This window comes from Pseudomonas sp. O230, assembly GCF_045447035.1.
In the GTDB taxonomy this organism is placed as follows: domain Bacteria; phylum Pseudomonadota; class Gammaproteobacteria; order Pseudomonadales; family Pseudomonadaceae; genus Aquipseudomonas.
Window position 1 is genome coordinate 169760 of sequence record NZ_JBJGXN010000002.1, and the last position, 12955, is coordinate 182714.

15 protein-coding genes are annotated in these 12955 nt (G+C 58.7%); 8 read left to right on the forward strand and 7 right to left on the reverse strand.

What is annotated here, in order from left to right:
• The first annotated feature begins 30 nt into the window (after window positions 1-30).
• Window positions 31-330: a PilZ domain-containing protein gene (locus tag ACI77H_RS04145; RefSeq protein ID WP_407010490.1), complete on the forward strand. Its 300-nt coding sequence runs from the start codon at window positions 31-33 to the stop codon at window positions 328-330.
• A gap of 62 nt (window positions 331-392) precedes the next feature.
• Here ACI77H_RS04145 and ACI77H_RS04150 read toward each other — a convergent pair whose 3' ends face one another.
• Window positions 393-1082: a VacJ family lipoprotein gene (locus ACI77H_RS04150; RefSeq protein ID WP_407010491.1), complete on the reverse strand. Its 690-nt coding sequence runs from the start codon at window positions 1080-1082 to the stop codon at window positions 393-395.
• A gap of 201 nt (window positions 1083-1283) precedes the next feature.
• Here ACI77H_RS04150 and ACI77H_RS04155 point away from each other — a divergent pair, with 201 nt between their 5' ends.
• Complete coding sequence (locus ACI77H_RS04155; RefSeq protein ID WP_407010492.1) at window positions 1284-1904, forward strand: HAD family phosphatase; 621 nt, start codon at window positions 1284-1286, stop codon at window positions 1902-1904.
• A 109-nt stretch (window positions 1905-2013) separates the two neighbouring features.
• Entirely contained in the window at window positions 2014-2277 is a 264-nt protein-coding gene (locus ACI77H_RS04160) for a DUF4404 family protein (RefSeq protein ID WP_407010494.1), read from the forward strand.
• An 82-nt stretch (window positions 2278-2359) separates the two neighbouring features.
• On the opposite strand, the gene queF is transcribed toward ACI77H_RS04160, so the two are convergent.
• Both queF and ACI77H_RS04170 read right to left on the reverse strand, forming a co-directional pair.
• On the reverse strand, window positions 2360-3190 hold the full coding sequence (gene queF / locus ACI77H_RS04165; RefSeq protein ID WP_407010496.1) for an NADPH-dependent 7-cyano-7-deazaguanine reductase QueF: 831 nt from the start codon (window positions 3188-3190) through the stop codon (window positions 2360-2362).
• Window positions 3191-3251: 61 nt separating this feature from the next.
• Window positions 3252-3773 carry a plastocyanin/azurin family copper-binding protein gene (locus tag ACI77H_RS04170; RefSeq protein ID WP_407010497.1) on the reverse strand — a complete coding sequence of 174 codons (522 nt, stop codon included), beginning with the start codon at window positions 3771-3773 and terminating at the stop codon, window positions 3252-3254.
• Window positions 3774-3928: 155 nt separating this feature from the next.
• Here ACI77H_RS04170 and ACI77H_RS04175 point away from each other — a divergent pair, with 155 nt between their 5' ends.
• The 3 genes from ACI77H_RS04175 to ACI77H_RS04185 all read left to right on the forward strand — a co-directional run bounded on the left by ACI77H_RS04175 (window position 3929) and on the right by ACI77H_RS04185 (window position 6545).
• Window positions 3929-4609 carry a heavy metal response regulator transcription factor gene (locus ACI77H_RS04175; RefSeq protein WP_407010498.1) on the forward strand — a complete coding sequence of 227 codons (681 nt, stop codon included), beginning with the start codon at window positions 3929-3931 and terminating at the stop codon, window positions 4607-4609.
• Entirely contained in the window at window positions 4609-5961 is a 1353-nt protein-coding gene (locus tag ACI77H_RS04180) for a heavy metal sensor histidine kinase (protein ID WP_407010499.1), read from the forward strand. The genes ACI77H_RS04175 and ACI77H_RS04180 overlap by 1 nt, the downstream gene beginning before the upstream one ends.
• A 122-nt stretch (window positions 5962-6083) precedes the next feature.
• Complete coding sequence (locus ACI77H_RS04185; protein ID WP_407010500.1) at window positions 6084-6545, forward strand: hypothetical protein; 462 nt, start codon at window positions 6084-6086, stop codon at window positions 6543-6545.
• Window positions 6546-6682: 137 nt separating this feature from the next.
• On the opposite strand, the gene ACI77H_RS04190 is transcribed toward ACI77H_RS04185, so the two are convergent.
• The 3 genes from ACI77H_RS04190 to ACI77H_RS04200 all read right to left on the reverse strand — a co-directional run bounded on the left by ACI77H_RS04190 (window position 6683) and on the right by ACI77H_RS04200 (window position 9933).
• Window positions 6683-7927: a lipoprotein-releasing ABC transporter permease subunit gene (locus ACI77H_RS04190; protein WP_407010502.1), complete on the reverse strand. Its 1245-nt coding sequence runs from the start codon at window positions 7925-7927 to the stop codon at window positions 6683-6685.
• 64 nt (window positions 7928-7991) lie between these two features.
• The gene (gene lolD / locus ACI77H_RS04195; RefSeq protein WP_407010503.1) at window positions 7992-8675 is read right to left on the reverse strand and encodes a lipoprotein-releasing ABC transporter ATP-binding protein LolD; all 684 of its coding nucleotides are present in this window, start codon (window positions 8673-8675) and stop codon (window positions 7992-7994) included.
• A gap of 7 nt (window positions 8676-8682) precedes the next feature.
• Window positions 8683-9933, reverse strand: coding sequence for a lipoprotein-releasing ABC transporter permease subunit (locus tag ACI77H_RS04200; RefSeq protein ID WP_407010505.1), 1251 nt, complete (start codon window positions 9931-9933; stop codon window positions 8683-8685).
• 94 nt (window positions 9934-10027) lie between these two features.
• Here ACI77H_RS04200 and ACI77H_RS04205 point away from each other — a divergent pair, with 94 nt between their 5' ends.
• Window positions 10028-10606: a PilZ domain-containing protein gene (locus ACI77H_RS04205; protein WP_407010506.1), complete on the forward strand. Its 579-nt coding sequence runs from the start codon at window positions 10028-10030 to the stop codon at window positions 10604-10606.
• Between the two features lie 18 nt (window positions 10607-10624).
• Complete coding sequence (locus ACI77H_RS04210) at window positions 10625-11347, forward strand: glycerophosphodiester phosphodiesterase (RefSeq protein WP_407010507.1); 723 nt, start codon at window positions 10625-10627, stop codon at window positions 11345-11347.
• A gap of 42 nt (window positions 11348-11389) precedes the next feature.
• On the opposite strand, the gene sthA is transcribed toward ACI77H_RS04210, so the two are convergent.
• Complete coding sequence (gene sthA / locus ACI77H_RS04215) at window positions 11390-12784, reverse strand: Si-specific NAD(P)(+) transhydrogenase (protein ID WP_201204956.1); 1395 nt, start codon at window positions 12782-12784, stop codon at window positions 11390-11392.
• Window positions 12785-12955: the final 171 nt, after the last annotated feature.

Here is a 12955-nt window from a genome sequence, read left to right on the forward strand (position 1 = left end):
AAACCGTAACCCAATGGAAGGATGAACCCCATGAGCCAAACCGATCGGGACTACAGCGAAAAGCGTGATTTCATCCGCATGCGAGTCGATGCCGATGTCGCGCTGATTCATCAAGGGGACGAGGTCGCAGCCGTCTGCATCGACCTTTCCAGCAGTGGCATGCAGGTTGAGGCACCTCGCTTGTTCAAGATCGGCGACCGGCTCAGCGTGCGAATAGAGTCCGATCACGCGGCACTCAAAGGGCTCGAAGCCGACACTGAAGTGGTGTGGGTGAAAGCACAGGACGGCGCCAGTCAGAAACTCGGCCTTACAATCTTGAAGATGAAATAACCCGGATCCAAAACCAAAGAAGGCGGCCAACTGGCCGCCTTCTTGGTGTTTACCGGTCGAGATCAAAAATCGTCTTCGACCTGGCCGTCTTTGACTTTGAACTCGCGGTTCTGCAGGTACGCATTGCGGATGAAGGTGTATTTGTCGCCGCTGATCAACTTCTCGGCCGACAACAGACTGGCGCGGGTGTCGACGATGTTCAGACCGAAGATCGAGTTGCGCACCGGTACGTCGTGGATATATGGGTATGGGCCGGTGTAGCCGTCGACAAACCTGGCCGGCGCATCACGCAGGGTGCTAGGGCCCAGCAACGGCAGCATCACGTAAGGGCCGCTGCCTACACCCCAATAGCCCAACGTCTGACCGAAGTCTTCGTCGCTACGGTTCAGACCCATCTTGGTGCCCACATCGAAGAAGCCCAGCAGGCCGAAGGTGGTGTTAAAGATAAGGCGTGCGGTGTCAACGCCGGCGGCGGCCGGTTTGGCCTGCAAGATGTTGTTGGCAAGGTTGGTGACATCACCGACGTTGCGGAACATGTTGTGGATGCCGTCTTCGAGAAATTGCGGGGTCACGAACTGGTAGCCCTGCGCCAGAGGCTTCAGCGCATAGGTGTCGACCACATCATTGAACGTGTAAATCGGACGGTTGATGCTTTCCCAAGGGTCGTCTTCCGTAGCTGCCTGGGCAACGAACGGAGCCAGCAACACACTGGCACACACACACAGCTGAGCTAGATGATTGCTCCAGCGCATAGAAAAACTCCTTGGATTGTACTGACACGGGCGTCTTGGCCCGGGCATTAAGCTGGCTAGTATAAGACGGAAAAGTCGCTTTAGGCAGCATCGTACGCGATGGCCTACAGATGATTCTCGATGACTGTGAGCGATTCACATCAATGTCACTCAACTGTCACCGGCGACACATAGCCTTGTCGCTATTTCAGGGAAGTTTACATGCCGCACGCCGAAACCTTGCCCCTCACCGTCCCCAGCCTGACCGCCGTCCTGTTTGGCCTCAGCGGTTGCCTGGTGGACTTCGGCGCCCGCACGCGCCAACACGGCGCCCATTGTGTCGAGCACGCCGAGGTCACCCCGGGCGCCCTCGACAGTTTGCACAGTTTGCAGCGCCAACAGATTCCTTGCGCCTGGCTCGACGAGCTCTCCCCTGCACTCAGCCATTCCCTGGCCGTCGCCCTGCCGGAATGGATCAAACCTTCGCAACACCCCGAAACAATCAATCCATGGCCGGCACCGAATGCGTGCTGGCAAGCCTTGATGGCGTTGAATGTCGGACGACTGGATGGCTGCGTGCTGGTCAGCGGTGAACCGCGATTGCTGCAATCAGGCCTGAACGCCGGGCTGTGGACGATTGGCCTGGCCTCCTGCGGCTCGCTCTGCGGACTCGCACCCAGCGAATGGCAAGCCTTGAGTCAAAAGGAACGCGAACACCTGCGTGGCAAGGCCACCGTACAACTGTTCAGCCTGGGCGTGCATTCGGTGATCGATCACCTCGGCGAACTCGACACCTGCCTGGCCGACATCAGCCTGCGGCGACTCAAGGGTGAAAAGCCCTGATCGAGATCATGCAGGTTGCGCACGAGTGGATTAATCTAAAGGTCAGCCATAGACCTTTGGCGTGATGCCGCGGTCTATGCCAGTGCCTATCGATAAAAGGAAGAACGCCATGCCTGCCCGCGAACTGCAAGACCAGCTCAATGCCCTGCGCGAGCAATTGGAACAGAATCCTCCGCTGACTGAAGCCGAGCGCGCCGACCTCCATGCGCTGATGCAACAGATCGAACTCGAAATCGAGCTCGAAACCAAAACCCAGGACTCCAGCCTCGCTGACGGCGTAAACCTGGCCGTCGAACGCTTCGAACTCGAACACCCCGCCATTGCCGGCACCTTGCGCAACATTGTGCAAACCCTGGGCAACATGGGGATCTGAACCCGCCAGATGCAAAAAGCCCCGCTTTTGACAGCGGGGCTTTTTAATGCCTGCGATTTGAGCTCGCTCCTACAGGGGATTTTTATTGGCGGACCAGGCGATGGTTCGGCAATTGCACCGCTTCAGTGCTGCGATACGGGTTGATGTCCAACCCGCCACGACGCACATACCGTGCATACACCGTCAGTTTCTCTGGTTTCAGCAACCGCTGCAGATCGAGGAAAATCCGCTCCACGCACTGTTCATGGAAGTCTGAATGCTGGCGAAAACTCACGATGTATTCCAGCAAACTCGCGTGATCCAGCGCTGCGCCACGGTACTCCACCGCCACACTGCCCCAGTCCGGCTGACTGGTCACCGGGCAGTTGGATTTAAGCAAATGACTGTGCACGCTCTCCTCGACGATGCGCGAATCATCACAACGCAGCAGCTCCGGACGTGGATGCTCGTAGTTGCTGACGCTGATGTCCAAGTCATCGATGCACACACCTGGCAGCGCCACGACGCCTTCGCTTTCAACGTCTTTCAGGCTGCGAATCCGCACGCCGACCGGCTTGCCTGCGGCGACGGACAGATCCTTCACCAGCGTTGCTTCAAGGCTTGCGATATCTGCAAACGGTGTCTGATTCAGGGAGTTCAGATACAGCTTGAACGACTTCGATTCGATGATATTCGGCGAATCCGCCGGGATGCTGAATTCGCCGATCGCCACCACCGGCTTACCGGACGGCAACAGCCACGACAGCTCGAAGCAATTCCAGAAATCCACGCCTTTATATGGCAGGGTTTCAGCCGTCAGCCCCAGTTCGGCCCATTTCGCGGTGCGCGGGATCGGGAACAGCAAGGACGGCGTGTACGTGGCGATGTATTCGCTGGATTTGCCCAGCGGCGAGTGTTCGGCTGCGGGATGCATGGCGGAAACCTGACTGATGAATCAGCGGATTCTACCAGCCTTTGCATCCGCCTTAGAGTGCTTACTGACTGACAGTCAGCTTACCGACCATGCCAGCCTGATAGTGGCCTGGAATATTGCAGGCAAATTCCAGGTTAGTGGCCTTGGTGAAGGTCCAGGTCAGTTCAGCGGTTTTGCCTGGCTCGACCAGCACGCTATTGGGGTCATCGTGCTTCATGCCGTGATCCATTCCCGCCATCGCGCCGTGGTCCATTTCCTTCATCCCTGTAGGCGTAAGCATGCCGCTCTGCTGCATCTTCATCATTTCCTGCTGATGTTTTGCATGCATCGCGGCATCACCAAGGTTGAATTCGTGCAGCAGCTGACCCTTATTCACCAGCACGAAGCGAACCGTCTCACCAGCCTTGATATCGATGGCCTTCGGGATGAATGACATGTCGCCCATGACCACTTCGACGCTGCGGGTCGCCTTCGCGGCCGGGGCTGGTTGACCGAAGTCGTAGGTGCGCGCCGGCGATGCCCACGCCGGCGAACTCAGCACCAGCAGGCACGCAGCCAACACCAGGGATTTGCGCAAAAACATAGTCGTACTCCAACAAGATAAGGTTCAGCCTGTGGAAAACTCTAAACTGACGCCACTGCCTACAACCTGACAGCCAGATTACAACTTTGTCAGGTTGGCCTGCACGTTCGCCGCCCACGGTATAAAGCGTTCGGTCCATTTGCCTCGAGTCGCCCATGAAACTGCTGATTGTCGAAGACCAACCGAAAACCGGCCATTACCTGCGTCAGGGCTTGACCGAAGCCGGCTTCAACACCGAACTGGTGGCCGACGGCAGCACCGGCCAGCAATTGGCGTTGAGTGGTGACTACGCGTTGTTGATCCTCGATGTGATGTTGCCGGGTCGCGATGGCTGGCAAATCCTGCAAGCTGTGCGCAGCGCCGGCCTGGATACGCCGGTACTTTTTCTGACAGCGCGAGACGCGGTGGAGGACAGGGTTCACGGCCTCGAGCTCGGGGCCGACGACTATCTGGTCAAGCCCTTTGCCTTCTCCGAGCTGTTGGCCCGGGTTCGCAGCCTGCTGCGTCGAGGCAGCGCCACGCCTCAGGAAACCAGCCTGCAACTGGCCGACTTGCGCCTGGATCTGATCCGCCGCCGCGTCGAACGCAGCGGCCAGCGCATCGACCTGACCGCGAAAGAATTCGCCCTGCTGGAAATGCTCCTGCGTCGTCAGGGCGAGGTGTTGCCCAAGTCACTGATTGCCTCCCAGGTCTGGGACATGAATTTCGACAGCGACACCAACGTCATCGAAGTCGCCATCCGCCGCCTGCGCCTGAAGATCGACGATGAATTCCCGAACAAGCTGATCCATACCGTACGCGGCATGGGTTACGTCCTCGAAGAGCGCCCTGCCTGATGCGCCAACTGTCCTTGAGCAGCCGCCTGGCATTGCTGTTCGCTGCCTGCACGGCCGTGGTTTCGTTGCTGGCCGGCGTGTTGTTCAGCCGTGCGAGCGAGGCGCACTTTGTCGAGCTTGACCAGCAGTTGCTGGACGGCAAGTTGATCGGTCTGCGCCGGGCGCTTCAGGACATTCAATCGAGTGAGAGCGAAGTCAAACTGGCGGACGAATTGAGCCGCCAGGCTGATCTGTCGCTGCGGATTACCGGCAGCGACGGCCGACGCTGGTTCGACAGCTCGGCGCGCCTGCCCGACAAGCTCCCGCAAAAACCGGGTTTGTCGACGATGAACGACGAAGGTACCGACTACCGCGTGCTGAATGCCCCTTTGTTTATCGACAAGCCCCATTCGCCGCAACTGACGCTGTTGCTCGACATCACCCATCACCAGCATTTTCTGCAACGCATGCAGCACCTGATCTGGCTGACCGTTGGCTTGTCAGCGCTGGCCACCGCACTGCTCGGCGCCTGGGCGGCGCGTAGCGGGTTGCGGCCGTTGCGACGCATGAGCGCGGTTGCCAGTGGCGTTTCCGCGCAATCGCTTAACGTTCGCCTGCCGGAAGAGAACATGCCTCCAGAACTTGCGGAAATGGCCCACAACTTCAACGCCATGCTCGTACGCTTGGATGATTCTTTTCAACGACTCTCGGCGTTCTCCGCCGACATAGCCCACGAACTGCGCACGCCCTTGTCGAACCTGCTGACCCACACCCAAGTTACTCTCACCCGCCCCCGGCCCATCGAGGATTACCGCGAAGCGCTGCACAGCAACCTCGAAGAGTTGCAATGGATGGCGCAGTTGGTCAACGACATGTTGTACCTGGCCAAGGCTGACCATGGGTTGCTGATGCCCAAGCGGGAACCGCTGGAGCTGGCCGAAGAAGCAGATGTGTTGCTGGAGTTTTTTGCGCCGCTGGCCGAGGACGCACGGGTGACATTGAGCCGTGAAGGTAGCGCGCGGATGGAGGGTGACCGGAGCATGTTGCGGCGGGCGCTTTCCAATTTGCTGGATAACGCGTTGCGTTTCACGCCGCAGGCGGGTCACGTTCGGGTACGAATAGTTGAAAACGCGGACAGTTTGAACCTGAGTATAGAAAACACCGGCATCGGCATTCCCGCCACGCAGTTGCCACGATTGTTTGATCGCTTCTACCGGGTCGACCCGGCACGGCGTGAAGGCAGCAGTGAAAACGTAGGCCTGGGACTGGCAATTACACGTTCAATCATCCGCGCTCATGGTGGCGACATTACTTGTACGTCCGACTCGCAGTGGACTTCATTCACAATACAATTCGTCAAGTACGCCAAATAATAATTTGCAACTGAACACACAGCACAAACATCATCAACCTCAAGTATCCACGCCCATCCTCTGATATACAGTTATCACTCCCTTACAAGGGAAAGCCAATAACTTATTGAAGGAAGAGCATCATGGAAGATACAACTCTCGCCACACCCACAACTAAAAAGTCTACTCATATCATCTTTAAGTCCACCTTGGAAAATCGCAATGCATTCCTGGATGATCGGCCTCGCATTGCGGTCCTCGCCGGAGGTGGATTGGCACTGACAGCCTCACAACGTAACCGCCAGGCGCCCCACGACCAGATGTTTTACATTGGCCTGGACCCTGGCATTCGCAGTGGCACACACACCATTCCCGGTCCCATGATCAAAAATCTGGTTTATCAGGAAAGAAACGAGGATATCGTCGAAGGGGACCAATGGACATTATTCAGTGCAACTAGCGGGACAATGACGCTGGAGCTTGATCAGGCAAACAGGCGCTTTAAAGCGACGTGCACATTCACTCTCAAGAACAAACAAAATGTAACGCTAAATGGATCAGCCGAAATGAATGTCGCTTATAGCAGTTGGCCTACTGCTATTTAATTAGCCACTGATTGCGCCAGACGGGAGGCTCTTCGCTGGCAAATCAGCGCCTACAGTGATCGAGTGGAGTCACAATGTTGTGAACGTCTCGGAATCCTGCAGGAGCTGGCTTGTCAGCGATAAAACGGTATCAGGGCTTACGAATACCGCAACGCGTGAGCCGGCTCGATCTTCGCCGCCCGCCACGCCGGGTAAACCGTGGCGAGGAAACTCAACACAAACCCGGCCGAGCAGATCAACAACACATCACCGCCCTGCAATTGCGAAGGCAGGTTACTGACGAAATACACGTCAGAACTGAAGATATGCTGCCCGCTGACCCGCTCCATCCAGCCCACCAGCTCACTGACGTTCAGCGCTGCAATCACGCCGAGCACGCCGCCGATCAAAGTGCCAACCACGCCAATCACCGTGCCCTGGACCATGAAGATCGCCATGATCTGCCGTGGCGTGGCACCGATGGTACGCAGGATCGCGATGTCCGCGCCCTTGTCGTTCACCACCATGATCAGGGTCGCGATGATATTGAACGCTGCCACCGCAACGATCATCAGCAACAGCAGGCCGATCATGGTTTTCTCCATTTTCATCGCACTAAACAGACTGCCCTGGGTGTGAGTCCAGTCGTCAGCCTTGTAAGCGGCGCCCAAGCCGCCAGCGATATCGCTGGAAACCTTCGGCGCTGCGTACAAATCCTTCACCGCGAGGCGCACGCTCTGCACCTGATTCGGCTCCCAATGTTGCATCTGCGCGGCATCAGCAACGTGGATCAGCGCCATGGAACCGTCCAGCTCAGCGCCGACCTTGAACACGCCCACCACGTTCAGACGCTGCATGCGCGGGGTGATCCCGCCCGGAGCGGTACTGACTTCCGGTACGATCAGGGTGATTTTGTCGCCGACATTCAAGCGGAAACGTCGTGCCGTGATCTCACCGATCACCACACCGAACTCGCCCGGCTTCAAGGCGTCGAGACGGCCCTGAACAATGTGCTGGGCAACAATCGAGACCTTGCCTTCCAACGCCGGATCGACGCCGCTGACCTGAATCGGCTGCATCGTGCCTTTATAGGAGAGCATGCCTTCCATTTCGGTGAACGGTACGGCGGCGGTCACTTCCGGGTTTTTCATCGCGGCGGCGGCCACCGGCTGCCAATCATCGATCGGGTTGACGCCGACGATGGTCGCGTGCGGCACCATGCCGAGGATGCGCGAGCTCATTTCGCGCTGGAAGCCGTTCATCACCGACAACACCACGATCATCGACAGCACACCGAGGGCGAGGCCGATCATCGAGGTCATCGAGATGAACGAAACAAAGCGATTGCGGCGCTTGGCGCGGGTATAGCGCGTGCCGATAAAGATCGATAACGGTCTGAACATTCGCTGGGGCACCGTATAAAAACAAAAAGACCCGACATCTTTTCAGACATCGGGTTTCGGCCAATCAGATAGGCGTCAGGCAACCGTCCTGCAAATGCAGGACGCGATCCATCTGGCGAGCCAGGTTCATGTCGTGAGTCACCACCAGGAACGCCGTGCGCATCGAAGTGCTGAGTTCCAGCATCAAATCCTGAATTCCCTGGGCAGTGTGGGAGTCGAGGTTGCCGGTCGGCTCGTCGAGCATCACCAGGCCTGGCTTGTTCACCAGCGCGCGGGCGATGGCCACGCGTTGACGTTCGCCACCGGACAGTTCAGCCGGCTTGTGCTCCAGGCGATGGCCCAGCCCTACCCGCTCCAGCAACGCCGTTGCACGCTGGCGCGCTTCCGGGATTGCGGTCTTGCCGATCAGCAGCGGCATGCAAACGTTTTCCAGCGCGGTGAACTCCGGCAGCAAATGGTGGAACTGGTAAACAAAACCCAGCGACCGATTGCGCAACAGACCGCGATTCTTCTCGCTGAGTGCCGACAGCTCTTCACCGTCGAGCCAGACGCTGCCCTTGGTCGGCGTATCGAGGCCGCCCAGCAGGTTGAGCAAAGTACTTTTGCCCGACCCCGAGGTGCCGACAATCGCTACGCGCTCCCCCGGATGCAGTTCCAGTTGCAGACCGGCCAACACCTCTACCGACTCCGGGCCTTCCTCGTAGGATTTGCCCAGGTTGCGGCAGCTCAAGATTGCTTTTTCACTCATGCCCGACTCACTCATAACGTAGCGCCTCCGCAGGCTGGGTGCGCGCGGCACGCCAGGCTGGATACAGGGTGGCGAGGAAACTCAGAACCAACGCGGCGGCGCAAACCATCAATACATCCTGGCTCTGCACTTGCGACGGCAGGTAATCGATGAAGTACACGTCGGCATTGAGGAACTTGTGCCCGATCAAGCCTTCGAGGGCCGAGATCGCGGCGCTGACGTTCAGCGCGGCGAAGATCCCGACCACGGCGCCGATCAACGTGCCGACCACGCCGATGACCGTGCCCTGCACCATGAAGATCGCCATGATCGAACGCGGCGTGGCGCCGAGGGTACGCAGAATGGCGATGTCGCTTTTTTTGTCGTTCACCACCATCACCAGCGTGGAAATGATGTTGAACGCGGCGACGGCGACGATCAGCAGCAATAGCAGACCGATCATGGCTTTTTCCATGCGGATGGCCTGATACAGATTGCCGTGGGTGCGGGTCCAGTCGCGGGCGTAGAAATGGTCTTCGCCGAGCTGCTGGGCGATGTTCCACGCGGTGCGCGGCGCCTGGAACAGGTCGTCGAACTTCAGGCGGATGCCCTGCACCTGATCCGGTTTCCAGCGATGCAATTTGGCCAGATCCTGCAGGTTGGTCACGCCCAGGTACCCGTCGATCTCGCCGGCGCCGACATGGAAAATGCCGACCACGGTAAAGCGTTTCATGCGCGGGAACATGCCGGCCGGGGTCACGGTGACTTCCGGCGCGACGAAGGTCAGCTTGTCGCCAATGGCTGCGCCGAGCTTGGCGGCTGCCTTGTCGCCGATGACGATGCCGAAACTGCCGGGCGCGAGGTCGTCGAGTTTGCCCTGCAGCATGAACTTGTCAATGATCGACACTTGGCGCTCCAGCGCCGGGTCGATGGCATTGAGCAGCACCTTGGAGACCTTGCCATTGTTGGTCAGCAACCCCTGCATCTGGGTAAACGGCGCCACGGCCGTCACCTGCGGGTTTTGTTTGACCTTGGCGGCGAGGCCTTGCCAGTCGCTGATCGGCTCACCGGACTCGATGGTCGCGTGGGGCACCATGCCCAGCACGCGCGTGCGCATCTCATGATCGAAACCGTTCATGACCGACAGCACGACAATCATCACGATCACGCCGAGGGCAAGACCGATCATCGAAGTCAGGGAAATGAACGACACAAAATGATTGCGACGCTTTGCACGGGTATAACGCGTGCCAATAAATACGAAGAGAGGTCTGAACATGTCGGGGCTTGTTCGGAGGGAAAAGGAACGTCCTTGTGGCGGGGGTCGATAACCAGCTTTACACTCAGACCACCGCCGCTACCATGGGTTCGCCATGTCGACATTAGATGAAGAAGATCGCCGCGAATACTACCGTATCGAGGACACGATCGCACTGGAAATTCGGCCCCTGTCCGCTCCCGAAGCCGCAGGCCAGGAAGTGTTGCAGGATGCTTCCCCGCTATTCAACTTGCTCAGCGAACTGCACCTGAGCGAATTCGAGTCGCAACACCTGCTGCGCCAGATCAGTGAACGCGACCGCAACCTCGCGGCATTCCTGAAATCCCAGAACAAACGCATCGATCTGCTCAGCCAGGTGATCGCTATCACCGTGCTTGGACAGATCGGCGAGCCTCAGCCAGTGATCATCTCGGAAGGCGGAGTCGACTTTCAGCATCCGACCGCTATTGCAGCAGGCACTCACTTGTCGGTGAAACTGGTGTTGATGCCGCAAGCCCTCGGCCTGTTGCTGCGGGCACGCGTCACCCACTGCGACCGCAAGGGTGGCGGCTTCGACATCGGCACCGAGTTCGAACGCCCAACCGATGCCCAGCGCCAACTGCTCGCCCGTTACATTCTGCAAAAGCAGGCCCAGGAACGACGCCTGGCCCGCGAAAACGAATCAGGCCTTTAATTTTTTTAAGGAAGAACCGTGACCCTCATCTACGGCCATCGCGGCGCCAAGGGCGAAGCACCGGAAAACACGCTGAACAGCTTTCAGCAATGCCTCAAGCACGGCGTGCGTCGTTGCGAACTGGACCTGCACCTGTCCAAGGACGGCGAGCTGATGGTCATCCACGACCCGACACTCAAACGCACCACCGACCGACGCGGCAAGGTGGTCGAGCACACGGCCGCCGAGCTGGTGACCTACGACGCGCGCAAGGGCGGCCCGGGCTGGATCAAGCCGTGCCCGATTCCTACGCTGGAGGAGTTGTTCGAGAAATGCGATTTCGAGCACTGGCAGTTGGAAGTCAAAAGCGCTTCACGCACCCGCGCCGCGACCACCGTGTTGGCGATTCGTGAAATGGCCGTGCGCCACGGTCTGCTCGACAAGGTGACCATCACGTCAAGCTCGCGCGAAGTGCTCAAAGCCGCGCTGGACCTGGTGCCGGACGTGTCCCGCGGATTAGTCGCCGAGTACGCCTGGCTCGACCCGTTGAAGGTCGCGCAAAGCTATGGCTGTGAAATTCTTGCGCTGAACTGGACCCTGTGTACGCCGGAACGCCTGCAAAAGGCGCAGCGTCAGGGGCTGCATGTGTCGGTGTGGACAGTCAACGAGCCCGCGCTGATGCGCAGACTCGCCGACTTCGGCGTTGACAGCCTGATTACAGACTTTCCCGGTTTGGCCACTGCCACCCTCGAGAATTGCTGAAATCGGTCTCCCCGGCCGGCTCAGGCCACCGGCCGGAGCCGCTCAAAAAAGCCGGTTAAGGCCATCGTACGCCGCTACCCGATAGGCTTCAGCCATGGTCGGGTAGTTGAACGTCGTGTTGACGAAATACTTCAGCGTGTTCAATTCACCCGGCTGGCTCATGATTGCCTGACCGATGTGCACGATCTCCGACGCCTGATAACCAAAGCAGTGAACGCCCAGCACTTCCAGGGTCTCGCGGTGGAACAGGATTTTCAGCATGCCCTGAGGCTCGCCGGCGATCTGTGCACGCGCCATGCTCTTGAAGAACGCCTTGCCCACTTCGTATGGCACTTTGGCCTGGGTCAGCTCTTGCTCGTTCTTACCGATCGAGCTGATCTCCGGAATGGTGTAGATGCCGGTCGGCACGTCATTCACAAAGCGCCAGCTGTTGTTATCCACGATGCTGCCAGCAGCGGAACGACCCTGGTCGTGCGCGGCACTGGCCAGGCTCGGCCAGCCAATCACGTCACCGGCGCCGTAAATGTTCGGTACGCAGGTGCGGTAGGCTTCGTCGACTTCGATCTGGCCACGGCTGTTGACCTTCACGCCGATGTTTTCCAGACCCAATGCGTCGGTGTTACCAGTCCGGCCGTTGCACCAGAGCAAGGCGTCGGCCTTGATCTTCTTGCCGGACTTGAGGTGCAGGATCACGCCGTTGTCCACGCCTTCGACGCGGTCGTAGTCTTCGTTGTGGCGAACTGTGATGTTGTTGTTGCTGAAGTGATAACTCAGCGCCTGGGAAATTTCCGAGTCGAGGAAGCTCAGCAACTGACCACGGTTGTCCACCAGTTCAACCAGCACGCCCAGACCACTGAAGATCGACGCGTATTCGCAGCCGATCACGCCGGCGCCGTAAACGATCAGTTTGCGCGGGGTGTGGCCGAGGCTGAGGATGGTGTCGCTATCGTAGATACGCGGGTGATGGAAATCGATGTCCGCCGGGCGATACGGGCGCGAACCGGTGGCAATGATGATGTGCTTGGCCACCAGCTTCTCGACCACACCGTTGGCGCAGACCACTTCGATGGTTTGCTCGTCGGCGAAGCTGCCGGTGCCGAAGAACACGTCGACGCGGTTACGGGCGTAGTAGCCAGTGCGCGAAGCGACTTGTTTGGAAATGACTTTCTCGGCGCTTTTCAGCACGTCCGGGAACGAGAACCAGCGCGGCTCACCAATGGCCCGGAACATCGGGTTGGTGTTGAACTGCATGATCTGCCGGACCGAGTGACGCAGTGCCTTGGACGGGATGGTGCCCAGGTGAGTACAGTTGCCGCCAACCTGGCGACGGCTGTCGACCATCGCCACCTTGCGCCCTGCTTTGGCGGCGTTCATTGCCGCGCCTTCTCCCGCCGGGCCGGAACCCAGCACCACCACGTCGTAGTTGTAGACAGCCATGCGTACTCCTCAGAACAGGCCGCGGCGCCCTCGGCACCTGCGGCTAAATCACGCCGAATCTGCGGCGTGAAGGAACAATTTGGGGCCAGTGCAGAACCCGGACACAGTCTATAGAAGCGTCAACGCCGCGCACATTAACCCTTGGTCGCGTCGTAGGCTACTTTTGCCTGC